This is a genomic window from Desulfovibrio desulfuricans (assembly GCF_024460775.1).
In the GTDB taxonomy this organism is placed as follows: Bacteria; Desulfobacterota; Desulfovibrionia; order Desulfovibrionales; family Desulfovibrionaceae; genus Desulfovibrio; species Desulfovibrio desulfuricans_E.
In genome coordinates this window covers 312,289-338,665 of the sequence record NZ_JANFYZ010000002.1, presented here as the reverse complement: position 1 = coordinate 338,665, position 26,377 = coordinate 312,289, and the positions used below count along the sequence as shown (strand labels likewise).

The window sequence follows — 26,377 nt, the reverse complement described above, 5'->3', positions numbered from 1 at the left end:
CGCTGTATGGCCCAGCGCCGCTGTGCAGCCCATTTTACCGGGCCAGACCACGCGACCGGGCAAGCCCCGCCGCTTCAGAGTTGGGAAACTGCGACAGCAGTTTTTTGTACGCCTGCGCGGCGCCTTCCTTGTCGCCCATACGGCTCAAGGTCATGCCGGTTTTCAGCAGGGCATCGGCATTCTTGTGATGGCGAGGCCACTGGCTGTTGACCTTTTCAAACTGCGCCAGCGCATCCTTGTACTTGCCCTGGGCGTAGTAGCCCTCGCCAATCCAGTATTCCGCATTGGCGGCAAAGCGGCCCTGCGGGTATTCCTGCAAAAAGGTCTGAAAACGGCCAATACTGTCTGCGGCCCGGCCAGACATGGCAGGCTGCAAGGCAGCCTTGTATGCGGCTTCCTCGCCCTTGCCGCTCTTGGGCAAGGCTGCGGGCTGGGCTTGCGCCGAGACAGCAGGCGTGGCGGCAGCGCTTGCCGCCGAAGCAGGGGCCGAAGCAGGAGCAGGTGAGGCAGCGGCTTTGGCAGCCTTGCCCTTTGCGCCGTTTTTGGCGGCGGCATCCCCAGGCAGGGGCGGCAGGCCCAGCCCAGGATGTTCGGGCGGCAGCGCAAGATCAGAGACCGGCACAGAAGGCACGGGGACATCAGGATTGCCCCCGGCTGCGGCAACAGGCGGCAGCATGGGCTGAACCGCCCCCTTTCCGCTTGCGGCAGAAGCCGCAGGGGGCAAAGCCGACTCGGGCGGCAGAGCGAAAGATGCAGCAGATCCGGCCGAAGCAGCCCCCGCCGCGCCCTTGGCGGCAGCTTGCGGCTTTTCTGCGGAGCTTTGCTGTGCAGCGGTCTTTGCTGCAGGGATCTTTTCCGCAGAAGTTTTGGGCATCGCCTCGGCTTCGGCCCTGGCGGTCTCACGCGGGGCGGCAGCGGGAATGGGCCTGATTGTGGCGGCGGGATCAACAGTACGGGCGTTGGGCGCTGTGGAGTTTGCTGGAACAGCACTGGCTGCGGGCTGAGCGGGATTAACTGGGGGGCGCTCGGAGCTGCTGGGCGCAACCGGGCCGTGTGCGGTAAGCTGGGCGCTTTCCGGCTGGGCAGGCGTAACCACAACGCTCTTGTGAGGCTGCGGCGGAATAATGGGCACCACGGTCATGCCGGTTTTTTGTCCGCCACGGGTGCGCACTTCGTAAACCCTGTTATTGAGCTGGGCAACCTGGGTATCAAGCGTATTTACGCTTTGCTCCAGCGTACGCAATCGCTGGTCGGTCTCGCGCAGCAGCTTCTGGTTGGTTTCGCTGGTCGATTCCACCTGACGCATTTTGTCAGAAGAAGCGCAGCCAGCAACCAGCGCAACGCAGGCCAACGGCACAACAATCAGTGTTTTCATCCCGGTCTCCAGCACAAGAGCATTCTTGCGTTGAAATATCGCTCAATGCATCAAAAGCCCGCAACAGACGCCCATCAAAAAAATTTCGGCCCGGTCTTGTCGCTTGCCCGGCTGCTAAAGCCGCCAGAACTGCAAACGCACAAGCCCATCAACCTGCCAACCTTTCTTGTGCCTCAACCCCGGCCATATTTCAAGAACTCTTGCAGCGGCAGCGTTTTTCAGGCAAGAACAGGCTTGCTCACGCTCGTACTACATAACAGATACGGACAACCGGAGCATCGCAGCATCAAAAAGTCTGTTCCGCAGCTTTTGGTGTGCCCTGCGCCCGGCTGCAAACGGGATTTTGCCTTCATTCGCACGTGCACAGGTGGCTCACCCGAAACACGGCAGGCAAAAGGCGGCAATAATCCGCATGAACAGTTCCTATCCGGCATCAAGCCAGACCGGAGGCGAAGCCAGATGAATTTTTTCCAGGAAATGGCAGCGGCCCTGACAACTTGGATGGACGCGTTGCGGCATCTTGGACAGTCCTTTCCCATGGCGCGCATGGGCCTTGACGCCCTGAGCATAGCCCTACCGCTCGCGGCCCTGCTGGCCTTTGCGGGCCTGGGTTTCATGTCTGCCACCGCACGGGCGCTGGCGGTTACGCGCAAGCGCGCCTCCTATGAAAAATGCGCGCGCCAGCTGGCCTTGCTCTCATTGCTGCTTGGCTGGGCGCTGCTCATCTGCGGCAGGGTCTGGCTCTTCTTTACGCAAAGCTCCTATACGCCCGACTCCATCTCCGACTTCATGGTTGAAATGAGCTGGATCATGCTCGGGCTGGCCGTACTTATCAACAGCATGTATTTTGCCTTGTGGAAATTCTTGCTCAAGCTGCCCATGCTGCATGTGGGCATGGGCGTGGTCAGCGGCATTCAGGGCATCATCGCCACCGTGGCGTCCCTGGCTGCGGCCCGCCTGCTCATGGCACTGGCCCGCCCCGATGCGGACTTGCTGACCCTTGGGCACATTTATGTTCCCGGTTTTGGAACCCCCTTCTGGTGCGCCCTTTTCTGGTCGTTGCCCCTGATGCTGGCCGTGGCTGGCGGCATGGGCGCTTTCTGGCTTGTGCTGCGCCGCAAATATGACGACTTTGGCCGCGACCACTACAATACCATGCTCCCCTGGTGCGCCACATGGGCGCGCAACGCCTGGGCTGTTTTCTGGGTTATTTTGCTGGCATCCTCGGTGTTTGACGTGCAGAACGCCTGGCAAAACGACACGTTTACCGCCACTGACGCCATTATGGAAAGCGCAGAGCTGCTGCTCTGGCTTGTTCCGGCCCTGCTCTGGACATTCGTGGCCCGCAGCGCCACCCCCATGCGCCACAAGATCACCCTGCTGGCCGCGCTGGTGCTGGCAGTTGCCATCATGCTGCCCTTCTACCTCAACATGACGGAAATCACCCTGCCCCCATCCATGACCGATATTGTGCAATAGCGGCTAATTGCCGCATGGATATGACGTAAAAACCCCGCCTCTACGGCGGGGTTTTTCATATCTGCGCGCTGCTGGCAAAACCGGGCATGGCGCACTAGGAATTATGCAACTATATTGGAAAGTTATTTTTTGCCGTATTGCCTGCGCCATTCATCGAGAAACAGCAGGGCAGCCTCGGTTTCTGTCAACACGCCGCTACGGGCGCGCAAGGCATTGATGACATCATCAAATCCGGCATTGGGGCCAAGGCCAAGCCCCTGCAACATCGCCGCCATGTCCCTGCGAATCTCGGGCGAAAGCACGGCCTCAACATCGGGCGGCATGCCGCCGGAAGAACCCAGCTCCACCGGCCAGGGGCCGAGGCGCTGCTCCACAAAGTCGAGCAGCGCAGCCATGCGTTGCTCGTACGTATGATCGCGCAACACCCGCTCCCTTGCGCGGGCGGCAAAGGCATGACGTTCGTCCGGATGGGCCAGAAAATACTCGATGCCCGCGTAAAATTCTTCCAGCGTGCCAAAGGTTGCCAGTTCATCCTGCGCAAACAGCTCGGGCATGAGCGCCCGCCTGTCCACAAGCTGAAAGGCCCCCATGCACGCCAGTTCAAAAGTGCGCGGATTGACAAAATCACCCTTGCTCACAAGCTCCGCAGTGCCAAGGCTCGAGTGCAGATTCAGGTTGACGCGCGTGGCATTGTAGATTTTGACGCTCTCATCCGCATCAATGCGCGCGCCGCCGCGCTGCACGTGGGGCGCAAGCAGGCTCTCGCCGTCCCAGTCCGACCCCCAGATTTTAAAATCACGCCCCACAAGCTGACGAAAAGCCAGCCGACGGTTGGGGTAACCCGCGCCAAGAAAGCCGATATCGGCCCCATATTCGCGCTTTTCCTGCTCGGTCAGCTCCAGTGGCTTGTGGAAATCCGGCTGGGCCGCCAGCGGCAGATACAGGGCATTGCCCTGCCCGATGCCCGAGAGCATGGATAAAAAAGGCTCTTTCTGGATAACGGCAAAAACATCGTACAGTGGTGCGTAGGCCTTCCAGTAATCAAAAACCTCGTGATCTTCCACAAACCACATGGCTGTACGCACGCCCGACCTGCGCAAACGCTGCAACAGGCTGCGCCCTATGGGAGCCTGCGCCAGGGCCAGCACCAGATGCGGCTCCTGCGCCTGAACCTGCGCCCACACGGCCTGAGAAACCACCTGCAAAAAAGAATTTTCCAGTTGGGCAGTCTGCGTCGGGGCCAACCCAAGGCCGCGCAGCCCGGTAAAGGCCGGATGCAGCAAGGGAGCCTCAAACACGCGCACGCTGTGCCCCAGCCCGCTGAGGGCGCTGGCGCAGTAGCGGCCGATGGGCAGCGAGCCGCCGTACATGGGCAGCACCACAAGAATTCGCAGAGGAGCGGCGGGCATCAGCAGTATCTCCCTGGCGGCAACATCCAGTCCGCATCGTTATAAAGCCATTCGTCAAGATTCGGAGCTTGCGGGGCAAGAGCGGCGCTTTCGTCCGGCATGGGCAGATGCAGGCGCGCAGCCAGAAAATCGCGCACGCGCCTGCGCTCCTGCGCATGCGGGTCACTTCCCGCGAGCAGGTGCGGCAGCGTGCCCAAGGAGTCCATGCCCGTGCGCCACAACTGCAAATCCGCTGGCAGGGGCGGCCATGATTCCGCCTGTGCGACGGCAAAGGGCGCGCCCGATTTTAGACGGGCAAGTACTGCGGCAATGGAGCGCAAAAGCTCCACCTGCGCCAGGGGCTGACCACAGGCTACATCGTAGGGACAAGGGGCGGTTTCAAGACACGGCCCGCAGGAGCGCGCCGTCTGCCACACATGATGGCCCTCGCCGTATGGCCCGGTTTCGTGCAGCCAGGCTGAAGAGAGAAAAAAACCAAGCACAGGCACGCCAAGGTGCGCGCCAAGGTGCATGATGCCCGTATCGGGCGTGATCAGCGCATCCAGCCCGTCTACGGCGTCCACAAGGGAGGGCCAGTCTGTTTTGCCGCTGCAATCTTCCACCCTGTCGAGCATCTTGCCAGGCAACTGCCGCAAGAGTTGACGGGCAGCGGGCTGCTCCGCCCTTGAACCCAGCAACAGAATGCGCGGGCCGCCCAATGCCCCAAAGGCTGTGCGCACCACCTCGGCCAGCACGGGCACGGGCAACGAGCGGCGCGATTCGCGCCCTGCCAGCACCACGCCGAGCCCTCGCCCGCCGGGGGTCGCCACAGGGTTGACCCTGCGGGGCTCAACCGGCTCTGGTGCAAAATGCGCCCAAAAATCCACAAGATTCATCGTTGCCAGCGCGCGCCGCTCACTGAGGCGGAAGCCAAGACGCGCCCAGGGCGAGCGCGAAATGCCCCCGGCCTCTGGCCGGTACCCCTGAACCTGTTCCACCTCAAAAACTCGGCACAGGGCCGCAGTAGTGCCGGAAAAATTGCAGTTGTACACGGCTTCAAAGGGCAAGCCCTGCCAACGGTCCAGCACAGCGGTGTTGCGCGCCAGCGCCTCTGCCTCGGGCCTGCCGTGCACCGACAGGGCGTGCAGCTCGGCAAAGGGATAGAGCACCCTGGCCAGCGGAACCAGGCTGACATCCACGGCAAGATGAACCTCGCCGCGCAAGGCCAGGCTCAACAACAGGCGCTTGGTCTGCACCAGATCGCCAAAGCGTGCCGCCTGTATGACCAAAAATTTGGGCATGTCGTTCCGTATGGTTGTTGATGGCAGTAACCGGTCAATAGCCGCAAGCATGCGTAAAACTGCCAATTGCCCACAATCTAAGGCAATCTGTCCACCTAGGCAAGCAATGTGCGGCGCAGCTTCGCTGCACAACAGTCAAAGTTGCGCAAATGCTGCGGCGCGCAAGCCCTTTGCAAAATATTTCGCGCTGCTGTATGCTCACCCTCAAGCTTCTTTCACCATCTGGATCACACATGCGCGCACAACTGCCCCCCGCCCCGCTCTACCCCATATTCATCTCGCTCTCAGGCATTCGCTGTCTGGTGGTCGGCCTTGGTCAGGTGGGGCAACGCAAACTTTCCGGCCTGCTGGCCTGCAATCCGGCATCCGTGCTGGTGCTCGACCCTGCCGGGCCTGCGACGGAATCAGCGCCGGAAGCGGCGGAACTGCTACGCGACCCAAGGGTACACTTTGAACGCCGCGCCTGCGAGACTGCCGACCTCAATGGCTGCGGGCTGGTATTTGCCGCCACGGGCAGCGCTGCGGAAAACAGCCGCATTGCCGCCCTGTGCGCCGTTGCGGGTATTTTGTGCAACAGCGCGAGCAATCCGGATGAGGGCTGTTTTCAGGTGCCAGCCGTGGCCCGCAGCACCCCGCTTGCGGCGGCGCTTTCCACTGGCGGGGCAAGCCCCGCGCTGGCCCGCCGCTGGAAGGGCGAACTTGAGCGCTGGCTTGAACCGCGTTCGCGCATGGCAACCCTGATGGGTCGGCTGCGGCCTCTGGTTCTTGCCTTGGGGCACGATACAGGGCAGAATACCGGATTGTTCCGCAAGCTGGCAGAATCACCTCTGCAACAGTGGCTGGAAGAACACGACCATGAAAACTGTACGCGTTATTTGCAGGCGGCGCTTCCGCCCGCACTGCACGCCAATATAGCGGAGTTGCTCCATGATCTCCCCTGAATTTTCCACCGCCGTAACCCTGCTGCTCTATGGCTCGGCCAGTGTTGCAGGGCTTGCGGGCGTTGCCGCGCGCAGCGCCCTGTGGCGCAAGATAGGCTGTAGCGTGGCGCTGGCGGGCTTTGCCTGCCAGACGCTCATGCTCTTTCTGGGCTTTCACAAGGCCCTGCCCGGCGGCCTGAGCGCTGGCGCGTACTTTCAGCTCATGGCCTGGTTTGTGGTGCTCTGCGGCATTGCCGCCTGGGCCAAGCTGCGGCAGGAGATTCCGCTGGTATTCGCCACGCCGCTCGGGCTTATGCTCTTTGCCATGTCGGCCCCGTATCTGGCCTCGGTGGTGCAGGTTCCGCCCTCGCTCAACACCTCGTTTTACGCCCTGCACATCGGCTCGCTCTTTTTGAGCCTTGCCCTGCTGGCGCTGGCCTTTGCCGCCGGAGCGCTCTTTCTGTTCATGGAGGGGCGCATCAAAAGCAAGCTGACCATGAAGGGCTTTTGGCTCGACATGCCCGCCCTCTCCATGCTTGATAAAATCAATGCCATCACGACCATGATCGGCTTCCCCATGTACACTCTGGGCATCGTTTCCGGGCTTATCTGGGCCAAGCCGGTATTTGGCGGCACGGTTACGGGCGACCCCAAGGAAGTTATCAGCATTGTGATCTGGCTGTTCTACTCCGTGCTTTTCCACAACCGCCTCACCAAGGGCTGGAAGGGCCGCAAGCCTGCGCAACTGGCTGTTTTTGTATTTATTCTCTGCCTCTTTTCAATCATTGTGGTGAATACCTTCATGGAAACACACCACGCATTCATCCGGCGCTGACCGGGCTATCATCATGGACTGTGATATCTTTCTTGTCGGCCTGAATCATCGCACTGCCAGCGTGGACGTGCGCGAGCGCTTTGCCCTGGTCAACCACTGCGATGAAGAGCATTGGGCCGTGCCGTGTGTTGGCGCGGTGAGCGAAAGCGTGATCCTTTCCACCTGTAACCGCGTGGAGCTGCTGGCCGCCGGCAACGGCGACGTAGCCGGGCAGATGCTTGAAAACTGGGCCGTTGCGCGCGGCGCGAAGCCCGAGGAACTCAAGCCCTACGTCTATGTGCACAAGAATCTGGAGGCGGTGCGCCATCTGTTTTCTGTGGCGTCCAGCCTTGATTCCATGGTGCTGGGCGAACCGCAGATTCTGGGCCAGCTCAAAACCGCCTACCGCAAGGCGGTCAAGTGCCACGCCACGGGCGTTATACTTAACAGGCTGGTGCACAAGGCTTTTTCCGTAGCCAAAAGGGTGCGCACAGAAACTGCGGTGGCCTCCAGCGCGGTTTCCATCAGTTATGCCGCCGTGGAGCTTGCCAAACGCATTTTTGGCGACATGAAGACCCATAAGGCAATGCTGGTGGGCGCAGGCGAAATGGCCGAACTTGCCGCCATGCACCTTTTGCAGTCGGGCATTGATGAAATTCTGGTTGCCAACCGCACGCTCGAGCGCGGGCAGGAGCTGGCAAAGCAGTTCAAGGGACGGGCTATCCCCTTTGAAGACATGGCAGAGCACCTGACAGAGGTGGACATCATCATCACCTCCACCGGTTCGCAGGAACCCATCATCCGCGCGCGCGACATCCGCGCCGTGCTCAAGGCCCGCAAAAACAGGCCCATGTTCTTTATCGACATTGCCGTGCCGCGCGACATCGACCCGGACGTCAACGGCCTCGACAACGTCTATCTGTACGACATTGACGACCTCAAGGAAGTGGTGGAAGAAAACCTCGCCACTCGACGCGACGAAGCCGCCAAGGCCGCAGATATCGTCAATGAGGAAGTGCTGCTGTTCTCCCGCTGGCTTTCAAGCCTCGACGTCCAGCCCACCATCGTTGACCTCATCCAGCGCGGCGAACGCATGGGACAGGAAGAACTGGCCAAGACCCTCAAAAGGCTCGGCCCGGTGAACGATGAAACCCGCGATGCCCTTGAGGCTCTGGTGGGTGCGCTGGTGCGCAAGCTCAACCATGACCCCATCATGTTTCTCAAGCGCGGCAGCATGTCCCAGGAGGGCAACGGCCCGCGCATCAGCATTGCGCGCCGTATTTTCAATCTGGATAAAACTGGCTGCCCCTATTCGGAGGAACACTGATGCGCTGGTACGGAATTGACGACATCACGGAAGAAGATACCGCAAAACTGAGTGCCACCCTCACCGAGATGGAGCTTACCTCGGGCATGGACGGCCTCTTCTGGCTGCCCGTTCCCGCCGACATGCTCTCGCCAGTGCAGCAGGAGCATGAGGAAAGCTGCGGCCCCCACGTCATGGGGCTGGAAATTGAAGAAAATTTTGTGCGCCTTGAGCTGCTTGTGCGCGCGCGTGGCCGCATGCGCTGCGAATGTGTGCACTATGCCTCGCCCGAACTGCGCGACCGCATGATCGTATGGCTTGAGAACCTGCTGGTGGAACTGGGCATCAATCCGGCTTAGGGTCAGTCTCTAACTCATTCTTTTGTCCAACTGGCTGCGTCAAAAGGATATTTTTTACTCCAGTCATGTACCGTAAGAGTACACTCCTTTCGTAAAAAAAGCCTTTTTCCTTGCCCTTGGCGCAGAATCATTGAGTTAGAGAAGCCCCCAGGCACGGCTTTTTGATACGGATTTGGGGCGGCACATGCCCCCCAAAAACCTTCCTGCATCGGTCATTCCCGGTTTCACAAGTTCCAATCTCTCCGGGCCGAGCTTCTGCCCATATATCCTTGCCGCAGGCATGCCATGATCAAATCCGCGCCTACGCTGCAAAACATCCCGCCCGCCGCGGCCCGTCTTTGCCTTGAGGTGGAGCGCTTCTGCCTGACGCGGCTTGGGCTTGCAAAAGATTCGCGGCTGCTGCTGGCTCTTTCCGGCGGGGCCGATTCCACAGCGCTCGCCGTTGTGCTGCACCTGCTGGCCCCACGGCTGGGGCTGAGCCTCCACGCCCTGAGCGTTGACCACGGCTTGCGGGACGAATCTGCGCAAGACGCTGTATTTACACTCCAGGTATGCAATATCCTGAACATCCCCTGTACCGTGCGGCAAGCCGATGTGCGCAAGCTGGCCGAAAACAGCGGTACTGGCATTGAAGATGCCGCACGCCGATTGCGCTATGCCCTGCTTGAGCAGGAGCGCGTTGCCGTGGGGGCCGACGTTATCGCCCTTGGGCATCACGCTGGCGATGTGAGCGAGGACGTATTGCTGCGCCTCACGCGGGGCACAGGATGGCCCGCCCTTGGAGGCATGGCCGCTCGCGATGACGAGCGCCATCTGCTGCGCCCGCTGTTGGCAACGGACGCGCAAGCGCTGAGAACATTGTTGGTCGAATGCGGCATTGACTGGCGCGAGGATGCCAGCAACCAGAGCCGCCAATACAAGCGCAACAGGCTGCGGCTGGATGTGCTGCCCCTGCTGCGCGAAGAAAATCCCTCCCTTGACCGCACCCTGCATGATCTGTGGCAAATGGCACGGCTGGATGAGGATTACTGGAATACGGCGCTCGATGCGGCCCTGGCTGAACATCCGTGGATTGTGGGGAAGGATGACGCGGAGCTTTCAGCAAAGAAAGATATTGTTGAAGGCCCCAGCCTGACCTTGCCTGCGAAGTTGCTGGCGGGGCTGCACCCTGCCGCCCGCTTGCGCCTGTATGTTCGGGCTGTGCGTTTTTTGTGCCGCCCTGCGGCGGGGAATGCTGACAAAGATTCTGACAGTTCGGGGCAGATTCACGGTCAGGCTCGCGCCCGAACTTTGCTGGCTCTGAATGATGCTCTTGCCAAGGGGCGGGGGAATACGAGGTTTCAGTTGCCCGGTGGGTTGGAAGCGTATTTGAAAGGTGGGAGTGTTGTTTTTCGCCGCTGCGCGGCTGGCAGATAACTGGATTTTGCCGCCTTCGGGCACGGGGTTTCGCCCTCTGGCCACAATGATTTGGTTTGCTGCCCTGCGGGCACTTGGTTTCGCCTTTCGGCGAAGGTTATGCGCCTCCCCGGCGCGGGGCAAAGGGGGCCTGTTAGGGGCTGCGCCCCTCCTCGGCCCCCTCTGCACTCCCCCCGGAACACCCCCTAAGAGGGTTTTCAACTTCCGCTGGATGACGAGGGCAACGCGGCTATAGCTGCGGGAGCTTCCTTCCCCTCGCTTTGCTCGCTCAGGCGATCTCCCTCCGCGCCGCGTAAATGCCAGAGTCCGCTTTCGCTTTGGATGGTTTCCATTTCAGCCAAATACCACTGTTTTTTATGCCTTGAATAAATGCTTTGCCCCTTGCGCATGCCCTTGGCTTTCCAAGTCGATAAAAATAATAACCATTGCAGATAGATAAAAATTTTGTTCAAAAAAACAGCCCATTGCAAACAACACCTACCCCGATCAACCGTGATCAAGCGAATGTCCTACAAGTCAGAAAAATATCGTCCTTCATAAGAAGCTGGTCGTGGAGTTGCCTTCCTTATACTCGCCGGAGCGAAAGCGGAGGCGATGGCTGGTGTTGGGCTAATTTGCAAAATACGCGTTTTGCGGACTGAAAAGAAAGCGCCGGGATTTTGAGCGCAGCGTACTCAAGTACGTGAGCATCAAAATCCCGGCGCTGACGCATTCAGGGTGCAAAAGTCGGGTTTGCGTAAATCAGCCTGACAGGCTCACCCCAAACCGCAAGGCAACCATTTGCATGGTGGGGATTTTTGCTTTCTGGCAAGGAAAAACGTTTTTTTATGCAGGGAGTGTACTCTCACGGTACTCGACCGAAATAAAAAACCGTTTTGACGCAGCCAGAGACAAAAAGCCCCCCATGCTCTAGTGGGCGGAGCCCCAATCCCTGCCCTGCCCCCAGTCAACGACCAACGGCACAGACAAAGCCACGCCGCCCGGCATAACCCCGCCCATAAGCGCCGCCACCCGTTCACCCGCAGCAGCCGCAGCCTCCGTGGGCACTTCCAGCAAAAGTTCGTCATGCACCTGCAAGAGCAACCGGGCATCCAGCCGCTTCAACTCCGCATCATGGGCCACAGCCAGCATGGCAAGCTTGATGATATCCGCCGCTGACCCTTGAATCACGGTATTGATAGCCTGCCGCCGCGCCAGCGCGTAGTTCTGCCCGTTGGCGGAATGGATATCGGGCAACAAGCGCCGCCGCCCGCCAAGGGTAGTCACATAGCCCTGCCGCTTGGCAACAGCCTCCACCTCTTCATAAAACTGCTTCAGGCCTGTGAGCCGCTCAAAATAGCGCGCAATGAATTCCTTGGCCTCGTTGGTGGTGATTTTCAGCTCCTGAGCCAATTTTTGCGCGCCCATGCCGTAAATAAGACCAAAGTTGATGGTCTTGGCATTGCGCCGCTGGTCGGGGCTGACCTCGCTGGACGGCAGGTCGTACACCAGCGCCGCCGTGCGGGCGTGGATGTCCTCGCCGTTGCGGAAGGCTTCAAGCAGGGCCGTATCCTGCGACATGTGCGCCAGCACACGCAGTTCTACCTGTGAATAGTCGGCGGAAACAAGGGCGTGATCCGGCCCGGCGATAAAGCACGAGCGCATGCGCTTGCCCAGCGGGCCGCGCACGGGGATGTTCTGAAGATTGGGATTGCTGGACGAAAGCCGCCCCGTGGCCGTGGCCTTCTGGTTAAAGGTCGTGTGGATGCGCCCGCGTGGGTCCACAAGGCGCGGCAGGGGATCCAGATAGGTGGAGCGCATTTTTTCCAGTTTACGAAACTGGAGAATGCTCTCCACCACGGGGTGTTGCCCGGCCAGTTTTTCCAGTGTTTCCTGATTGGTGGATGCCTGACCGCCACGGGTTTTGCGCGGCGAGGGCAGCTTGAGCGTGTTGAACAGCACCTCGCCAAGCTGCTGGGCCGAGCGGATGTTGAACGTGGTTCCCGCTGCGGCAAAAACTTCCTGCGTGAGCCTGTCGATCTCGCCCTGCACGTCTGAAAGAAAAGACTGAAAGGCCGCTGCGTCAATGGCGACGCCGCGCGCCTCCATCTGGGCCAGCACGGGCGTGAGCGGCAGTTCAAGCGTGCGGTACAGGTCGAGCAGACCGTCAGCCTCCAGCCGCTGTTCCATGGCGGCGGCCATGCGCAGGGCCATGCTGGCGGGGCCGTTGCCGCCCTGCCCTTCGCGCAGGGGGATGCCCCAGCGCACAGCCAGACGGGGCCAGCCGTAATCGCTTTCCTCTGGGTTAATGAGGTAGGCGGCAAGACCAAGATCAAAAAAGAACGGCGGATTGGCCTCCGCAGGCAGCTTGCGCCAGCAGGCGGCGGCTATCAGCTGGGCCTTGAGGTCAGCCGTCACCAGCCTTTGCGCCCCGGCGAGCCATGTGCAAAGGTCTTCCACATTACCGCCCCAGCGAAAATCATCGCCGCCAGCCACGGCCACGTGGGGCGGTTTGCCCGGCCCGCCGGGCCAGATTATTGCGGCCTCAAGCCCTGCGCAGGGGGGCAACTGCCCTGCTTCGCTCAGGAGCGGAGCTTCGGGTTCGTCGGCCACATCCAGCAAGCTCATCTGCGGGCCTGCCCCGGCTGCGGGGCGAGGTTTTGAAGGGGATTTTTCGGCGGGAGCCATCAGCGAACCCTGGGCAGCAGAACGGAGCGCGGCGGCATCGGCACCAATATTTGAGCCAGCATTCGATACAGACCCGCCAGTTGCAGAGTCAGACTCGGCCGGAGCCGCTGCCGAACCTGCTGGGGCGCTGCGCTGCAAACGGGCCAGCGTTGCCATGTCGCGGCGCAGGGCGTGCAGTTCAAATTCCTCCGCCATGCTGGCGCACTGGGCTTCATCCAGAGGATTGACGGTCATGTCGTCAAGGGTCAGCTCCGTGCACACATCCAGTGAAAGAGAGGTGAGCTGCCGCCACAAAAACATGTTTTCAAGGTGGTCGCGCAGCTTGTCCTGAATCTTGGGGCCAAGCAGGGCAAAATGGTCGCGAATGTCTTCAAGCGTTGGGCATATTTCAAAAATTTTCTGCGCCGTCTTGGGGCCGATGCCCGGCACGCCGGGGATATTATCGCTCGTGTCGCCCACAAGGGCCTGCACATCGGCCCACTGGTCGGGCCTGAGGCCGCTTTCCGCCGTAAATTCTGCGGCAGAGAGCAGTTTTTCTTCCTTGGATGCAGGGTCCCACATGTACACGTTGGGGCCGAGGCACTGCTTGAGGTCTTTATCTCCGCTCACGATAACCACGGGCCGCTGGACGGAAAAACGCGCCGCCAGCGAGGCTATGCAATCGTCAGCCTCGCAGCCGTCAGAAATCTCAACAGGAATGCCAAGAGCCTTGACCATGCGTACAATGGGGTCCATCTGCCGCACCAGATCTTCTGGCGTGGCGTCACGGTTGGCCTTGTACAGTGGATAGAGGTCGTGACGGAAGTTCTTGCCCTTGCCATCCTTGACGAAGAGAAAATGGGCGGGCCGTTCATCGCGCAGAATGCGCAGCAGCACGCGCGTTACCACCACCAGCGCGTTGGTGGGAAAGCCGTCGGAGCGCTGCATGTTCTTGTTGGCAAAAAAACCGCGATATATAAAGGCAGAGCCGTCCATAAGAAAGACAGGTTCGGCAGAAAGATTGAGGCGTTGTTTCAGCGACATGACAGCCCGGTGGTTTGGGGTTTCAAAAAGGTTTCAAAACGGTTCGCAGGCCAGGACGCTTGCGAAGATGTTATGCTACGCGTATAGTATAGTGATGGAAACAAGTCCGCAAGTGACCGTATCTGTTCAAGGGCCGCTGCTGCGCGTAAGCGTTGGCGGGCGCTGGAATCTGGACGAACCCTGGCCGCTGGAGGCCATGGCCGCCCTGAGCCAGGTAGCCGACCAGCGCATCCGCGAAGTACGCCTTGAAAGCGCCGACCTAGGCCAGTGGGACAGCACCCTCCTGGTTTTTCTGGTGCAAATGGTCAAGGCGGCACGCGCCCGTGAGCTGCCGGTGCATACGGAACTGCCCGAAGGCCTCGAGCGCCTCATCAAACTGGCCTTTGCGGTTCCTGCCAAGGCAGGTTCCGAACGCAGCAAAACCGATGCGGGCTTTGTGACCCGCGTGGGCGAAAGCGTGCTGGCTCTTCCGCCCAAGATCGCGGACTTTCTGAATTTTCTTGGCGAGATTGTGCTTTCCATCTGGCGGCTGTTTCTCGGCAGGGCCAAGATGCGCCCCATGGATCTGTTTGCCGCCATGCACGAATGCGGCGTGGCCGCCCTGCCCATCATTTCGCTCACCAGCCTGCTGTTTGGCCTGATTCTGGCCTTTGTGGGCGCGGTGCAGCTCACCCAGTTTGGCGCGCAGATTTACGTTGCGGGCCTTGTGGGCATTGGCATGTTGCGGGTCATGGGGGCCATTATGGTGGGCGTGGTCATGGCGGGCCGGGTGGGCGCCGCCTACGCCGCCCTTATCGGCACCATGCAGGTCAACGAAGAGGTGGACGCCCTCTCAACCCTTGGTATTTCTCCCCACGATTTTCTTGTGCTGCCGCGTGTACTGGCCCTCATGGCCATGATCCCCCTGCTGACCCTGTATGCCGACCTCATGGGCATTATCGGCGGTTTTCTGGTGGGTACCACCATGCTGCGGCTGAACCCCATGGAATACATCAACGCCACCATCCAGATGGTGCCCTTCAAGCATCTGATTATCGGCCTTGTGTACGGCACGGTTTTTGGGGCCATTGTGGCTGTGGCCGGGTGCTATCAGGGCATACGCTGCGGGCGTAGCGCCCAGGCTGTGGGCCAGGCCACCACCACAGCGGTGGTGCAGGCCATTGTGGGCATTATTGTGGCGACCGCCATTATCACCGTTATCTGCAACGTGCTGGATGTGTAGCATGCCTGACGCCGCCCAGCCCCCCATCATCCTGCCAAACACGGACGCGACCAGCGCTGCTCCGTCCAGCCTGGCCCCTGCCGTGCCGGACGAAGACGTGCGCATCAGTGTGCGCGACCTTACAGTGGCCTTCGGCTCCTTTGTGCTCATGCGCAACGTGTCGTTTGACGTGCGAGTGGGCGATATTTTCATGGTCATGGGCGGCTCCGGCTGCGGCAAAAGCACCCTGCTGCGCGTGCTCATGGGCCTTAAGGAGCCGCAGCAAGGGCAGATTTGCTATAATGGCGAAAATTTCTGGGCGGGCACGGAAGAAAGCCGCAGCCGCATCATGCGCAATACGGGCGTGCTCTTTCAGGGGGGCGCGCTGTGGAGTTCCATGACGCTTGCGGAAAATGTGGGGCTGCCCCTGCAGCAGTACACAGACCTCACCGATGATGAAATCAGGGAGCAGGCCTCGCTCAAACTGGCCCTTGCGGGTCTGGCCGGATTTGAGGATTATTACCCCTCGGAGATCAGCGGCGGCATGCGCAAACGCGCGGGGCTTGCGCGAGCGCTGGCGCTTGATCCGCAGATTCTCTTTCTGGACGAGCCTTCCGCAGGGCTTGACCCTGTCAGCTCCCGGCTGCTGGACGACCTGATACTGGAGCTGCGCGACAGTCTTGGTACCACGTTTGTTATTGTTTCTCACGAGTTGCCGAGTATTTTCACCATAGCCAGAAACAGCATCTTTCTGGATGCGCAAAGCAGAACGGTCACTGCCAGCGGCAATCCCAGCGAGTTGGTGAAAGACCCCAATACAGACCAAAGCGCAAAGCTCTTTCTGACCAGAGGCGGCATGCGCGACCGGAATGAAGACGCAGGCGAAAGCGCTACGGCGGCAACTTCGCACGCTGCAACTTCGCACAAGGAACAATCCCGATGAACTCGCAGTCATACAAAACAACTGTCGGCGCTTTTGTGCTGGGGGGCCTGGCCCTGCTGGTGCTGGGCATCATGCTGCTCGGCGGTGGCCGCCTTTTCAGCAATGATCTTGAATATGTGATGTACTTTGATGGCTCGGTCAGCGGGCTTTCCACGGGCGCGCCGGTTGTGTTCAGGGGCGTGCCCATGGGCAGCGTCACGCGCATCAACCTGGTTGCCAACGCGCGTGATTCCAACGTGACCATCCCCGTCTATATCCGCATTGATGAACGCAGCTTCGTGCGCGCCAGCGGCGCCGCCGCGCCCTCCGAGTCATTCCAGCAGGAAATCATACGCCGCATGGTGCAGCGCGGCCTGCGAGGACGGCTGCAACTGCAAAGCCTCATCACCGGGCAATACCGCGTGGAGCTTGATTTTTATCCTTCCACGGCGGCCAACTTCCGCTCCGCTACGCCGGATATGGAAATCCCCACCATTCCCTCGCCCATTGATACGCTGCAAAGCACACTCTCGCAGATGCCGCTGGAGCAGATGGTAAATTCCTTCAGCGCCGTGCTGCAAAACCTTGCCCTCGGCCTCAGCGACGACAAGCTGGGCAAGGCGCTTACGGCGTTCACCAACACCTTTCAGGAAGCCCACGGCATTCTGCACGAGGGTGCCATACGCACCAATACGGAACAGGTTCTCAAAAGCCTGAGCACGGCCAGCGTCTCTGTTGAAAAAGAACTGCCAGCCACGCTGGTTTCCTTCCGCGAAGCCATGCAGAGCATGGCTGTTGCGGCAGATCAATTACGTGTGGTCACAGCTTCGGCTCAGGGTATTCTGGGGCGCGATTCGCCCACCATGAACGACCTGCGCCGCCTTCTCAAAGAGAGCACAGATACCATGCGCTCCATGCGCGCCCTGGCCGAGATGCTTGAACGTAATCCCGAAGCTCTGCTGCGGGGCAAGCAAGGAACACGCTGATGCAACGCAAAATCCTTTTTCTTTCACTGGTGCTGCTCACACTTTTGAGCGGCTGCGCGCGCAGCACCCCCACGCGCTATTATCTGCTTGAAAGCGCCCTTGAGCCGGTCAAGGCCGACACGCTGCCCAGCAAAAACCTGCGCGTGGCGCAGGTCACCGTGCCGGATTACCTTGACCGCAACAGCATTGTCAGCCGTGTGAACGGCGAAACAGAGCTTGTGGTTTCGCAATTCCACGCCTGGGCGGAGCCCGTGGGGCATGGCGTGCGCCGCGTTGTGCAGGAAGTGCTGACCCCGCCCTTGCTGGCTGTGGGGCTGAACGTGCTTGCGCCGGGCGACGACACCCGCGCCGACTATGTGCTGCTTGTGGATTTGCAGAGGCTGGACGGCAATTTCGACTCCAAGGCCGTGCTTGAAGCGCGCTGGACACTCAAAAACCGCCACGACGACGTAATCGCCCGAGGCATTTATGCCGATGCTGAACCGGTGGCGGGCAAAACCTATGATGTGCTCACAGCGGCAGAAAGCCGCATGGTGCGCCGCATGGGCGAACATCTAGCCGCCCGCCTGCCCGTACTCACACGGGGCAAGTCATGAGCTGGGCAGAAGAATCCGCCGATCCATCCCAGGTAGACAGGCGCAACATCATCCTGCTTGTGGATGACGCGCCTGAAAATCTGCGCATTCTCAGTGAATGCCTGCGCGACAAATACACAATCATGTTTGCCAAAAACGGCACGGACGCCCTGCGTCTGGCCCTGCGGCAACCCCCGCCAGACCTGATCCTGCTTGACGTCATCATGCCCGGTATGGACGGTTACGAAGTCTGCAAACGTCTGCGTAGCGATGCGCAGACCCGCGACATCCCGGTTATGTTCATTACGGCGCAGAATGAAGAAACTGACGAGGCCAAGGGCCTTTCGCTGGGCGCGCAGGATTACATAACCAAGCCTTTCCGCTCCTCGCTGGTGCGCAACCGCGTAGCCAACCAGCTCAAATACAAACTCTATCGCGACCACCTGAATGATCTGGTGCTCGCCCGCACACGCCAGCTTGCCCTTACGCAGGAAGCCACAATTCACGCCATGGCAAGCCTTGCGGAATGGCGCGATACGGAAACCGGCGCGCACATCAAACGCACGCAGAACTACGTGAAGGCGCTGGCCGTCTATATTTCGCAACTGCCCGAGTACAGGGACGAACTGGACGCCGATGCCATTTCGTGGCTCTACCTTTCTGCGCCGCTGCATGATGTGGGCAAGGTCGCCATTGCAGATACCGTGCTGCACAAGCCCGGCCCCCTTACCGATGAGGAATACGAAGCCATGAAGGAACACACCACGCTGGGGCGTGCTGTGCTGGCCTCGGCTGACAAGTTTCTGGGGGAAAATTCCTTTCTGCGCATCGCCAGCGACATTGCCTACTGCCACCACGAGCGTTGGGACGGCAAGGGCTACCCACGCGGCATTGCTGGCAAGGACATTCCGCTCTCCGCCCGCCTTATGAGCGTGGCCGACGTGTATGACGCCCTGCGCAGCAAGCGCGTCTACAAACCCGCCATGCCGCACGAAACAGCCATGCGTATTATTGTGGAAGGACGCGGAACCCAGTTTGACCCAGAAGTGGTGGACGCCTTTTTAGCCATGCAGGAGCAATTCCGCAGCATCGCCGCAAAATATTCAGACATGTAGCTGCTCCTGAACTTTGCCGCGTCATGGCGGGCTTCTGCTTCTGCCCGGCATTTCCCCATTTTCTGACGCAGCGGCTGCCAACAGCAACCGCCGCGCCTGTCTGCCCTACACTTTCTGCCCATCCTGCCCGTCAAAAACATCCCTGGCGGCAAACAGGCCGTTCAACGCGGCGGGAAAACCCGCGTACACGGCCATCTGCATAATGACCTCCAGTATTTCCTTGCGAGTGCAGCCCACATGCAGGGCAGCCGCAATATGCACGCGCAGTTGCGGGGCCGCGTTGCCCATTGCTGTCAGGGCCGCCACAACGGCGATCTCCCGCTTTTTCAAATCCAGGCCTGGCCTTGAATAAATATCCCCGAACGGAAATTCCACAAGGTATTGCGCAAAATCGGGGCAAATGGCCCGCACGCTTTCCAGCACTTCTTCCCCGCCGCGTCCGTCAACCTGTTCCAGCATGGCAAGCCCTGCGGCATAACGATCAGTCTGCATGACATTCTCCGGTGTAATGGCCTGGCTCAATGCCGTGACCCTGATCAGACTTTTATGCCCATGCCCGCGCTTTGCCTCTTGCCTTTTTGGTGATACCTTTAAAGCATGGCTAACGATCTTTTTGACATCCCCGACTGGCGGCTGCTGCGCTATTTTTCTGTAGTTGCAGAAGAAGGCAGCCTGCGGCGCGCCGCTGACAGGCTGTATATGACCCAGCCGCCCCTGAGCCGCCATATGCGGCATCTGGAAGAAATGCTGGGCCTCACGCTGTTTGAGCGCCACAGCCGAGGGCTCACACTCACGGAGGCAGGGCTGGAAGTGCTACGCATTGCCCGCCCGGTACTGGAAGCACAGGACGCCGCAGGACTGCGCTTGCGGAGGCTCGGACATGGCAGGAATGGATCGGAAGCGCCCTTGTCCATTGGCCTGACAACAGCCTTTGAACAGGGCATTTTTGCGGGCTTTATAAAAAGACTTGATACTCTCAACGGCAGCCCGGTGCGGTATGTGCGCCAGTCATCCCCCCAACTTGCGCGGGGAGTTCGCCGGGGCAGGATGAACGCGGCGCTGGTGGCTCTGCCGCTTGATGCTGCGGGCGTGCATGTTAGCCCGCTGCCGTATGCAGAACCGCTGCTGGCAGCTTTGCCCGCGGCATGGGTTGCAAGCCTGCCCCATGCAGGCAACGGCGCAGTAAAACTGCAAGACCTGAACGGCAGACCTCTTTTCTGGTTTCGGCGCGAGAACAATCCCGCGTACTTTGACCACATGCGCGGCATTTTCACCCATGTGGGCTTTGCACCAGTTTATCTGGAAGAACCGGAAGAGCACGATGTGCTGCTGGCCCGCATTGCCCAAGGGGATGGCATGGGGATGCTGCCTCGTTCATTTTCCGCCATTGGGCGGAGAGATGTTGTCTTTTGCCCTCTGGCGGAGGGGGAACTGCTGGAACTACGCCTGGGCCTGGCGCTGCAAGTGGGTGGTGATTACAACACGGACGGCAGTGCTCATGAGGGGGACGAACCGGAAACGACATCACAATTGCGACAGATCATTGCCGAAGCCGCCCATTTTCTGGGCACGGCATAACCAGCGCAAAAAACAGAAAAGCCCGGCAGCCGAAGCCGCCGGGCCGAAAAGCCGCGCACAAAAAATTTACTGTTTTACCATCACCTTGGCGGGGCGGAGCAAACGGTCGCCCAGCTTGAAACCCCGTTGCAGCACACGCGCTACAGAGTTGGGGGCAAAATCGGGGCGGTCTTCAAAACCCACGGCTTCATGCACGTTGGGATCAAATTCCTCGCCTTCCTCGCCGAGGGGCTTGAGGCCATGCTTTTCCACCGCATCAAGCAGGAGCTTGTGGGTCATGGCCACGCCCTGCAACATGTCCTTGCAGGCTTCGCTCTTGCTGCCGTAACGCAGGGCCAGATCAAGGTTGTCGAGCGTGGGCAGCAGGTCGCCCAAGACCTTTTCAGCCGCGTAGCGCATCTGCTCTTCATGTTCGCGCGTGAGGCGCTTCTTGAAGTTGTCCATTTCTGCGGCATTGCGCAGGCGCATTTCTGTCAGCTCCGCCTTGCAACGTTCTTCAAGGCTTTCGCCTGAGGCCGCCTTGTCTGCCGGGGCAGTATCAGACTCCTGCACGGAATCGGCAGCGGGGTTTTTGCCCGCATTTTGACCGAACAGAATACCGTCTTCTTCAAGAAAACCATCTTCCGGTCTTTCGGGCTGGCATTCTGCCCGGTTATCCGCCTGGCCGCCCTGCTGACTGCCCTGCTGTCCGAATGAGTGGTTCATTTTATGACGCTGCATGCTTCCTCCTGAATCGACCCCGGCGGGGTCACGATGCTTTCCGTTAAGTAAGTATGCTTGTCCACCCTGTCAAGGCGCTGCCGTAACTGCAAAAAGTTTTGTTCCGGCTCCACAGCGCCAGCACTTGCGCCAGTTGACAGACATCTGCGCCTCGACATTCTGCGGCGGCTTCTGTATATTGCCCGAACCAGAAGAGGAACAGCACTATGACATGCCGAATTTTGACGCTGCAACATGAACAGGAATGGCCCGCGCTGGCCCAGTGGCTGCAAGGGCGGCACAATCCCGGCAACGGGGTGGAAAGCGCCGTAACCGACATTATCAACGCTGTGCGGCAAAGGGGCGACGATGCCCTTGTGGAGTACACGCGCAATTTTGACTGCCCTGATTTTGCCCCGCCCCTGCGCGTGAGCGAGCAGGAAATCGCCAAGGCGGCAGCCTCAGTCACCATTGAAAGCCGCGAAATCATCGGCGAGGCTGCGGCCAACATACGCTCTTTCCATGAAGCTCAGGTTGAGAAATCGTGGTTTCTCACCCGCCAGGACGGCAGCATTCTCGGCCAGCAGGTTACATCTGTTGACGCTGGCGGCCTGTATGTTCCCGGCGGTCAGGGTGGCAATACGCCCCTTGTTTCCAGCCTGCTCATGAGCGCCATACCCGCCCAGGTGGCCGGCGTGCCGCGCCTGGCGGTATTTACGCCGCCCCGCAAGGACGGCACGGTTAATCCGCATATTCTTGCCGCAGCGCATCTTCTTGATATTGATGAAGTTTACCGCGTTGGCGGGGCATGGTCCATTGCGGCCATGGCCTACGGCACGCAAACCATTCAGCCTGTGGATGTTATTGCCGGGCCGGGCAATATTTTTGTCACCACTGCCAAGCGCATGGTGCAGGGCATTGTGGGCATTGATATGATCGCCGGGCCGAGCGAAGTGCTCGTGCTGGCCGATTCTTCCGCCAACCCCGCATGGCTCGCTGCGGATATGCTTTCGCAGGCGGAGCACGATGCTCTGGCCTCGGCTATCTGCATCACTGACGATGCCCGTCTGGCCGATACCCTCCAGCAGGAGCTGAAAAAGCAGTGCGCCGCCCTGCCCAGAGCCACCACCGCCGCTCGCGCGCTGGAAGACTGGAGCGCCATTGTGGTTACGCCCAATCTTTCCGTAGCTGTGGCGGTTGCCAACATGGTGGCCCCGGAGCACCTTGAACTGTGCACCCGCGACCCCTGGGCCGTATTGCCCTTTATCCGCCATGCCGGGGCCGTATTCATGGGCCAGCACAGCCCCGAACCTGTGGGCGACTATTTTGCCGGGCCCAACCATGTGCTGCCTACACTGGGAACGGCGCGTTTTTCATCGGCTCTTTCGGTGCAGACCTTCTGCAAAAAGACCAGCATCGTAGCCGCTTCTTCAACCTTTTTACAGCAGAACATGCAGTCCATAGCCGCCCTTGCCCGGCTGGAAGGCCTGGAAGCCCACGCCCGCTCCGTTGAAGCGCGCGGGAAGAAATAGCAAGAGCCAGAGGAATCAGGAGCCATCATGAAAGTCGTGGTAAAAACCGAGATCAGCGCCTATCCCCTTCTTTCTCGCGGGAAAGTGCGCGACATCTATGATGTGGACGAAAAAACACTGCTCATTGTCACCACTGACCGCATGTCGGCCTTTGACGTGATCATGAACGAACCCATCCCCTACAAGGGCGTGATTCTTAACCAGATCACCCTGTTCTGGATGGAAAAGTTCAAGGATATCATTCCCAATCACTTGATTGAAAGCGATGTGAACCGCTTCCCCGCCGCTCTGGCCCCCTGGAAGGACGAGCTTGAAGGCCGCGCCGTCATCGTGCGCAAGGCCAAGCCCCTGCCTGTGGAATGCATTGTGCGCGGCTACATCACCGGCTCCGGCTGGAAGGATTACAAGGCCACCGGCACCCTGTGCGGCTACAAGCTGCCCGCCAACCTGCGCGAATCCGACAAGCTGGAGCCTGCGCTGTTTACGCCCTCCACCAAGGCCGAACTCGGCCAGCACGATGAAAACATCAGCGTGGCCCAGGCTGCGGAACTGCTTGGCGCGGAAACCGCCGCCCAGGTTGAGCGCACCACGCTTGCCATTTACGAGGCCGGGCGCACCTATGCCGCCGGGCGCGGCATTATCGTGGCCGACACCAAGTTTGAATTCGGCTTTATTGACGGCAAGCTGCACCTCATTGATGAAGTGCTCACGCCCGATTCTTCCCGCTTCTGGCCCGCTGACCAGTATCAGCCCGGTCAGGGCCAGCCCAGCTTCGACAAGCAGTACCTGCGCGACTGGCTGGAAAAGCAGCCCTGGAACAAGCAGCCCCCGCCGCCCGCCTTGCCGGAAGAAATCATCAAGGCCACGGCGAATCGCTACCAGGAAGCTTACGACATCCTTACAAAGTAACAAATTGAGCGCGTCCGGTACAACAGTGCCGGGCGCGCCTTTGGCGTGGCAGCCTAGGCACTTTTTTCACAAAAGCGCCGGGCTGTACCATCGACCTGCCGTCCACTGTCCGACAGCGCCGTATATTGTGCGGCTTTTTCGCCCAGGCGCGCTGCCGCTGTTCTGATACACTTTAGTGCCGACTCGTTCGGCTCGCATTGTTTTTTCAGGAGGATCCATGCTGCTGCAAGGAAAGAAAGCTCTTATACTGGGTTTGGCCAATAATAGAAGTATCGCTTACGGCATTGCCAATGCCCTTAAGGAACAGGGTGCCCGCCTGGCATTCAACTATGTAGGCGATGCCATCAAAAAACGCGTTGACCCCCTGAGCGAAGAGCTTGGCGGTGAATTCACCTTCCAGTGCGATGTGTGCGATGACGCGCAGATTCAGGCCGCCGCCGACCTCGTCAAGGAAAAATGGGGCGACCTGGACATCCTCGTGCACTCCGTGGCCTTTGCCAACCGCGAAGACCTGGGTGGCCGCTTTGTGGACACCTCCCGCGAGGGCTTCCGCCTTGCCATGGACGTTTCCGCCTACTCGCTCACCGGCGTCTGTCGCGCTTTTGAACCCCTGCTGCACGAGGGTTCTTCCATCATTACCATGACATATCACGGTTCCACCAAGGTCATTCCCGGCTACAATGTCATGGGCGTTGCCAAGGCCGCTCTTGAAGCCTCCGTGCGCTACCTTGCCTGCGACTTCGGCACCAAGGGCATCCGCATCAACGCCATCAGCGCCGGCCCCATCAAGACCCTTGCCGCTTCTGCTGTTTCCAGCATGAAGGATCTGTGCAGCATTGTTGACCGCAACGCCCCCCTGCACCGCAACGTCACCACTGGCGACGTGGGCGGCACGGCCCTGTACCTCGCCTCTGACCTTGCCCACGCTGTGACGGGCCAGGTCATCTATGTGGACAGCGGCTTCAGCACCATAGGCGTGATGGGTTAACCCCCTGCTGACAAGAACAAGAACGCGCGCTTGCGCAATGGCGCGGCCTCAGCAGCCTGATGCCGTCAGAAGGATCAGATCATGGACGTCCTGACACTCAACGCTGTGGGCATTACCGTTATGGCGGTCTTTGGGCTGTGGGCTTTTTACCGCGCCGCGCAGATCACCAAGAAAAAGCGCAAAGATGACGAGACCAAAAACAAGGACCGCAAAGACGATTAGCCAAGGCCGATCGCGTGCAGCCCTGTTGATATATTATGCAAGGCCCGCCCGGAATTCCGGGTGGGCCTTTGCTCTGGGTGCTGTGGGACTTTGCGCTGAGGCCAGTGCTCTGGGCGCGTTGCTGTGCTGCGGAGCTTCGCCAGGCTCGATGCTCTGTGCGCGAACAGGAATGGCTGCGCTGCATTGGGGCTGGTTGTTGCCCTTATGACAACTTTTTTGCAACAAACTGCCCTGATTCAATTTTTTCTCTTGCAATTCCTGAATGCCTGCTATATAGGTATTCGGCTTTGAGCGGTGAACATCACCGAATGGAGAGGTGTCCGAGCTGGTCTAAGGAGCACGATTGGAAATCGTGTGTACGTTAACAGCGTACCGGGAGTTCGAATCTCCCCCTCTCCGCCAGATTTCAAGGAGTTACTGGAAACAGTAACTCCTTTTTCTTTTGTTGAACCATCACTATCCGTGATACTTTTCGTGACAGCTTCAAAAATTGCTATCCCCCCTGCCCCAAAAGCTCTCTGCACCTGCTCTTTTTAGCAACCAGCCAGACAGCCCCATACTCTGTGCAAGCAACTCTATCCCAAACAAACCCAGCTCTAAAGACGGATGCCAGCCATTCAACGAGCAGCCAGCGACAGGCGCCCTCGCATCCGGATTGCCACCGTGAGTCTCTCCCCCACAAAAAAGGCCGCCCAAGCAGGACGGCCACAGGAAGGGAGGTGGTCATGAAACAATGTGCTTAAAACGTATACCGCAGGCCAAGGCTGAATTCATTGGCATAGGGGGCCATGCCAAGCTTCTGCTTTTCGCCCAGGATGGTCTTTTCGGTTTCCGAGTATCCCAGACCCACAAACCGGTAGGCAAGATCAGCGGAGATGTTGTCGGTAAAGGCATAGGAAACGCCAGCGCCTGCATTCCAGGCAAATACCGTGTTCAGATTAGTAGTGCTTTCGCTTCCCACGCCGGGGATTTCAATCTCGTACTTGCTCTTGAGAAAGCCCATGCCAAGGCCCGCGCCAATGTAGGGCGTGAAGGCCGTATCGTTGTGGAAATCCCAGTATGCATTGAGGAACAGGGTCTGGAGGCCCCAGGTGCCCTTGAGGTCAGCGGCGTTGCCGCCGTTTTTGAGATCCCAGCTGGTGGTGGAGTTGGTGCGGATGTCGTATTCAATTTCCGCGCGCAAGGGGACCTGGTTCAGGGAATAAAAGTCATAGCCAGCGTAAATGCCGCCTCCCACCGTGTTCTGCGAGTAATTCTTAACGTCAAAGGCGTTAACAACCGCACCGCTTCTGGACATGGAACCAGTGCTCTGGATGGAGTCAAGGAACTTCAGGCCCACATAAAATCCGGAATTTTCCGCCATGGCGGGTGCTGAAAGCGCCAGAGTCAGGGCAATGGCAAGAGCAATCCTCTTAAACATATTTCCTCCAAAAATTTATTTTCCATAACCTTCCTTGGCTTATAATGTTAAGCTATATTTGTTATTATATCAATTAGTCTTTAGCCTATATTATTTTGAAAATTCCCAAAGGCTCTCCCCCAAGGCAACCATGTGTGGCATCCCCCGTGACAAGCCTTGCCTGGGCATAATTCCACCCCATA

Annotated in this window: 24 protein-coding genes and 1 tRNA gene; 17 read left to right on the top strand and 8 right to left on the bottom strand. The window is 59.4% G+C overall.

Annotation, left to right across the window (positions count from 1 at the left end):
• Nucleotides 1-34: 34 nt before the first annotated feature.
• A complete protein-coding gene (gene ybgF / locus NE637_RS04265) occupies nucleotides 35-1,375 on the bottom strand; it encodes a tol-pal system protein YbgF (protein ID WP_227117549.1) in 1,341 nt (446 codons plus the stop codon).
• A 459-nt stretch (nucleotides 1,376-1,834) separates the two neighbouring features.
• Between ybgF and NE637_RS04260 the strand changes: the two genes are divergently transcribed.
• Entirely contained in the window at nucleotides 1,835-2,854 is a 1,020-nt protein-coding gene (locus tag NE637_RS04260) for a hypothetical protein (RefSeq protein WP_227117550.1), read from the top strand.
• A 122-nt stretch (nucleotides 2,855-2,976) separates the two neighbouring features.
• Here the strand turns inward: NE637_RS04260 and NE637_RS04255 are convergent, their stop codons facing one another.
• Both NE637_RS04255 and NE637_RS04250 read right to left on the bottom strand, forming a co-directional pair.
• A complete protein-coding gene (locus tag NE637_RS04255) occupies nucleotides 2,977-4,263 on the bottom strand; it encodes a CgeB family protein (protein WP_227117552.1) in 1,287 nt (428 codons plus the stop codon).
• Nucleotides 4,263-5,543: a glycosyltransferase family 9 protein gene (locus NE637_RS04250; protein WP_227117553.1), complete on the bottom strand. Its 1,281-nt coding sequence runs from the start codon at nucleotides 5,541-5,543 to the stop codon at nucleotides 4,263-4,265. The genes NE637_RS04255 and NE637_RS04250 overlap by 1 nt, the downstream gene beginning before the upstream one ends.
• Nucleotides 5,544-5,776: 233 nt before the next feature.
• On the opposite strand from NE637_RS04250, the gene NE637_RS04245 reads away from it, so the two are divergent.
• The 5 genes from NE637_RS04245 (at nucleotide 5,777) to tilS (ending at nucleotide 10,358) form a co-directional block, all read left to right on the top strand.
• Entirely contained in the window at nucleotides 5,777-6,484 is a 708-nt protein-coding gene (locus tag NE637_RS04245) for a precorrin-2 dehydrogenase/sirohydrochlorin ferrochelatase family protein (RefSeq protein WP_227117555.1), read from the top strand.
• On the top strand, nucleotides 6,471-7,298 hold the full coding sequence (gene ccsA, locus NE637_RS04240; protein ID WP_192111486.1) for a cytochrome c biogenesis protein CcsA: 828 nt from the start codon (nucleotides 6,471-6,473) through the stop codon (nucleotides 7,296-7,298). The genes NE637_RS04245 and ccsA overlap by 14 nt, the downstream gene beginning before the upstream one ends.
• A 13-nt stretch (nucleotides 7,299-7,311) precedes the next feature.
• Nucleotides 7,312-8,604 carry a glutamyl-tRNA reductase gene (gene hemA, locus NE637_RS04235; protein ID WP_227117556.1) on the top strand — a complete coding sequence of 431 codons (1,293 nt, stop codon included), beginning with the start codon at nucleotides 7,312-7,314 and terminating at the stop codon, nucleotides 8,602-8,604.
• Nucleotides 8,604-8,942, top strand: a complete 339-nt coding sequence (locus NE637_RS04230; RefSeq protein WP_192111485.1) for a hypothetical protein — start codon at nucleotides 8,604-8,606, stop codon at nucleotides 8,940-8,942. Before hemA ends, NE637_RS04230 begins: the two co-directional genes overlap by 1 nt.
• A gap of 285 nt (nucleotides 8,943-9,227) precedes the next feature.
• Complete coding sequence (gene tilS / locus NE637_RS04225; RefSeq protein WP_227117557.1) at nucleotides 9,228-10,358, top strand: tRNA lysidine(34) synthetase TilS; 1,131 nt, start codon at nucleotides 9,228-9,230, stop codon at nucleotides 10,356-10,358.
• A gap of 197 nt (nucleotides 10,359-10,555) precedes the next feature.
• On the opposite strand, the gene NE637_RS04220 is transcribed toward tilS, so the two are convergent.
• Both NE637_RS04220 and polA read right to left on the bottom strand, forming a co-directional pair.
• A complete protein-coding gene (locus NE637_RS04220) occupies nucleotides 10,556-10,858 on the bottom strand; it encodes a hypothetical protein (RefSeq protein ID WP_227117559.1) in 303 nt (100 codons plus the stop codon).
• Between the two features lie 409 nt (nucleotides 10,859-11,267).
• On the bottom strand, nucleotides 11,268-14,048 hold the full coding sequence (polA, locus tag NE637_RS04215) for a DNA polymerase I (RefSeq protein ID WP_227117561.1): 2,781 nt from the start codon (nucleotides 14,046-14,048) through the stop codon (nucleotides 11,268-11,270).
• A 94-nt stretch (nucleotides 14,049-14,142) separates the two neighbouring features.
• On the opposite strand from polA, the gene NE637_RS04210 reads away from it, so the two are divergent.
• Genes NE637_RS04210 through NE637_RS04190 form a run of 5 tightly spaced genes read left to right on the top strand, consistent with a single transcriptional unit; the run spans nucleotide 14,143 to nucleotide 18,847 of the window.
• Nucleotides 14,143-15,270, top strand: a complete 1,128-nt coding sequence (locus NE637_RS04210) for an MlaE family ABC transporter permease (RefSeq protein WP_227117839.1) — start codon at nucleotides 14,143-14,145, stop codon at nucleotides 15,268-15,270.
• 1 nt (nucleotide 15,271) lies between these two features.
• A complete protein-coding gene (locus NE637_RS04205) occupies nucleotides 15,272-16,192 on the top strand; it encodes an ABC transporter ATP-binding protein (RefSeq protein ID WP_371740802.1) in 921 nt (306 codons plus the stop codon).
• Nucleotides 16,189-17,157 carry an MlaD family protein gene (locus NE637_RS04200; RefSeq protein ID WP_192111481.1) on the top strand — a complete coding sequence of 323 codons (969 nt, stop codon included), beginning with the start codon at nucleotides 16,189-16,191 and terminating at the stop codon, nucleotides 17,155-17,157. The genes NE637_RS04205 and NE637_RS04200 overlap by 4 nt, the downstream gene beginning before the upstream one ends.
• A complete protein-coding gene (locus tag NE637_RS04195; RefSeq protein ID WP_192111480.1) occupies nucleotides 17,157-17,753 on the top strand; it encodes a PqiC family protein in 597 nt (198 codons plus the stop codon). Before NE637_RS04200 ends, NE637_RS04195 begins: the two co-directional genes overlap by 1 nt.
• Nucleotides 17,750-18,847, top strand: a complete 1,098-nt coding sequence (locus NE637_RS04190; RefSeq protein WP_227117563.1) for an HD domain-containing phosphohydrolase — start codon at nucleotides 17,750-17,752, stop codon at nucleotides 18,845-18,847. The genes NE637_RS04195 and NE637_RS04190 overlap by 4 nt, the downstream gene beginning before the upstream one ends.
• A gap of 105 nt (nucleotides 18,848-18,952) precedes the next feature.
• On the opposite strand, the gene NE637_RS04185 is transcribed toward NE637_RS04190, so the two are convergent.
• Nucleotides 18,953-19,339: a carboxymuconolactone decarboxylase family protein gene (locus NE637_RS04185; RefSeq protein WP_192112056.1), complete on the bottom strand. Its 387-nt coding sequence runs from the start codon at nucleotides 19,337-19,339 to the stop codon at nucleotides 18,953-18,955.
• Nucleotides 19,340-19,444: 105 nt separating this feature from the next.
• Here NE637_RS04185 and NE637_RS04180 point away from each other — a divergent pair, with 105 nt between their 5' ends.
• Nucleotides 19,445-20,425 carry a LysR family transcriptional regulator gene (locus NE637_RS04180; RefSeq protein ID WP_227117564.1) on the top strand — a complete coding sequence of 327 codons (981 nt, stop codon included), beginning with the start codon at nucleotides 19,445-19,447 and terminating at the stop codon, nucleotides 20,423-20,425.
• Nucleotides 20,426-20,491: 66 nt separating this feature from the next.
• On the opposite strand, the gene grpE is transcribed toward NE637_RS04180, so the two are convergent.
• On the bottom strand, nucleotides 20,492-21,145 hold the full coding sequence (grpE, locus tag NE637_RS04175; RefSeq protein WP_225529781.1) for a nucleotide exchange factor GrpE: 654 nt from the start codon (nucleotides 21,143-21,145) through the stop codon (nucleotides 20,492-20,494).
• A 206-nt stretch (nucleotides 21,146-21,351) separates the two neighbouring features.
• Here grpE and hisD point away from each other — a divergent pair, with 206 nt between their 5' ends.
• The 5 genes from hisD (at nucleotide 21,352) to NE637_RS04150 (ending at nucleotide 25,177) form a co-directional block, all read left to right on the top strand.
• Entirely contained in the window at nucleotides 21,352-22,656 is a 1,305-nt protein-coding gene (gene hisD / locus NE637_RS04170) for a histidinol dehydrogenase (protein WP_227117565.1), read from the top strand.
• A 27-nt stretch (nucleotides 22,657-22,683) separates the two neighbouring features.
• Nucleotides 22,684-23,565: a phosphoribosylaminoimidazolesuccinocarboxamide synthase gene (locus NE637_RS04165; protein ID WP_192111476.1), complete on the top strand. Its 882-nt coding sequence runs from the start codon at nucleotides 22,684-22,686 to the stop codon at nucleotides 23,563-23,565.
• Between the two features lie 217 nt (nucleotides 23,566-23,782).
• The gene (locus NE637_RS04160; protein WP_192111475.1) at nucleotides 23,783-24,553 is read left to right on the top strand and encodes an enoyl-ACP reductase FabI; all 771 of its coding nucleotides are present in this window, start codon (nucleotides 23,783-23,785) and stop codon (nucleotides 24,551-24,553) included.
• Between the two features lie 81 nt (nucleotides 24,554-24,634).
• Nucleotides 24,635-24,775 (top strand): hypothetical protein, encoded by a 141-nt coding sequence (locus NE637_RS04155; protein ID WP_022658565.1) that lies wholly within the window; start codon nucleotides 24,635-24,637, stop codon nucleotides 24,773-24,775.
• Between the two features lie 310 nt (nucleotides 24,776-25,085).
• Nucleotides 25,086-25,177, top strand: a tRNA-Ser gene (locus tag NE637_RS04150).
• Between the two features lie 337 nt (nucleotides 25,178-25,514).
• On the opposite strand, the gene NE637_RS04145 is transcribed toward NE637_RS04150, so the two are convergent.
• On the bottom strand, nucleotides 25,515-26,195 hold the full coding sequence (locus tag NE637_RS04145) for an outer membrane protein (RefSeq protein WP_192111474.1): 681 nt from the start codon (nucleotides 26,193-26,195) through the stop codon (nucleotides 25,515-25,517).
• Nucleotides 26,196-26,377: the final 182 nt, after the last annotated feature.

Coding starts and splice junctions, on each gene's coding strand:
- ybgF (WP_227117549.1), bottom strand. CDS start 1,375: ATGAAAACACTGATTGTTGTGCCGTTGGCCTGCGTTGCGCTGGTTGCT.
- NE637_RS04260 (WP_227117550.1), top strand. CDS start 1,835: ATGAATTTTTTCCAGGAAATGGCAGCGGCCCTGACAACTTGGATGGAC.
- NE637_RS04255 (WP_227117552.1), bottom strand. CDS start 4,263: ATGCCCGCCGCTCCTCTGCGAATTCTTGTGGTGCTGCCCATGTACGGC.
- NE637_RS04250 (WP_227117553.1), bottom strand. CDS start 5,543: ATGCCCAAATTTTTGGTCATACAGGCGGCACGCTTTGGCGATCTGGTG.
- NE637_RS04245 (WP_227117555.1), top strand. CDS start 5,777: ATGCGCGCACAACTGCCCCCCGCCCCGCTCTACCCCATATTCATCTCG.
- ccsA (WP_192111486.1), top strand. CDS start 6,471: ATGATCTCCCCTGAATTTTCCACCGCCGTAACCCTGCTGCTCTATGGC.
- hemA (WP_227117556.1), top strand. CDS start 7,312: ATGGACTGTGATATCTTTCTTGTCGGCCTGAATCATCGCACTGCCAGC.
- NE637_RS04230 (WP_192111485.1), top strand. CDS start 8,604: ATGCGCTGGTACGGAATTGACGACATCACGGAAGAAGATACCGCAAAA.
- tilS (WP_227117557.1), top strand. CDS start 9,228: ATGATCAAATCCGCGCCTACGCTGCAAAACATCCCGCCCGCCGCGGCC.
- polA (WP_227117561.1), bottom strand. CDS start 14,048: ATGTCGCTGAAACAACGCCTCAATCTTTCTGCCGAACCTGTCTTTCTT.
- NE637_RS04210 (WP_227117839.1), top strand. CDS start 14,143: ATGGAAACAAGTCCGCAAGTGACCGTATCTGTTCAAGGGCCGCTGCTG.
- NE637_RS04205 (WP_371740802.1), top strand. CDS start 15,272: ATGCCTGACGCCGCCCAGCCCCCCATCATCCTGCCAAACACGGACGCG.
- NE637_RS04200 (WP_192111481.1), top strand. CDS start 16,189: ATGAACTCGCAGTCATACAAAACAACTGTCGGCGCTTTTGTGCTGGGG.
- NE637_RS04195 (WP_192111480.1), top strand. CDS start 17,157: ATGCAACGCAAAATCCTTTTTCTTTCACTGGTGCTGCTCACACTTTTG.
- NE637_RS04190 (WP_227117563.1), top strand. CDS start 17,750: ATGAGCTGGGCAGAAGAATCCGCCGATCCATCCCAGGTAGACAGGCGC.
- NE637_RS04185 (WP_192112056.1), bottom strand. CDS start 19,339: ATGCAGACTGATCGTTATGCCGCAGGGCTTGCCATGCTGGAACAGGTT.
- NE637_RS04180 (WP_227117564.1), top strand. CDS start 19,445: ATGGCTAACGATCTTTTTGACATCCCCGACTGGCGGCTGCTGCGCTAT.
- grpE (WP_225529781.1), bottom strand. CDS start 21,145: ATGCAGCGTCATAAAATGAACCACTCATTCGGACAGCAGGGCAGTCAG.
- hisD (WP_227117565.1), top strand. CDS start 21,352: ATGACATGCCGAATTTTGACGCTGCAACATGAACAGGAATGGCCCGCG.
- NE637_RS04165 (WP_192111476.1), top strand. CDS start 22,684: ATGAAAGTCGTGGTAAAAACCGAGATCAGCGCCTATCCCCTTCTTTCT.
- NE637_RS04160 (WP_192111475.1), top strand. CDS start 23,783: ATGCTGCTGCAAGGAAAGAAAGCTCTTATACTGGGTTTGGCCAATAAT.
- NE637_RS04155 (WP_022658565.1), top strand. CDS start 24,635: ATGGACGTCCTGACACTCAACGCTGTGGGCATTACCGTTATGGCGGTC.
- NE637_RS04145 (WP_192111474.1), bottom strand. CDS start 26,195: ATGTTTAAGAGGATTGCTCTTGCCATTGCCCTGACTCTGGCGCTTTCA.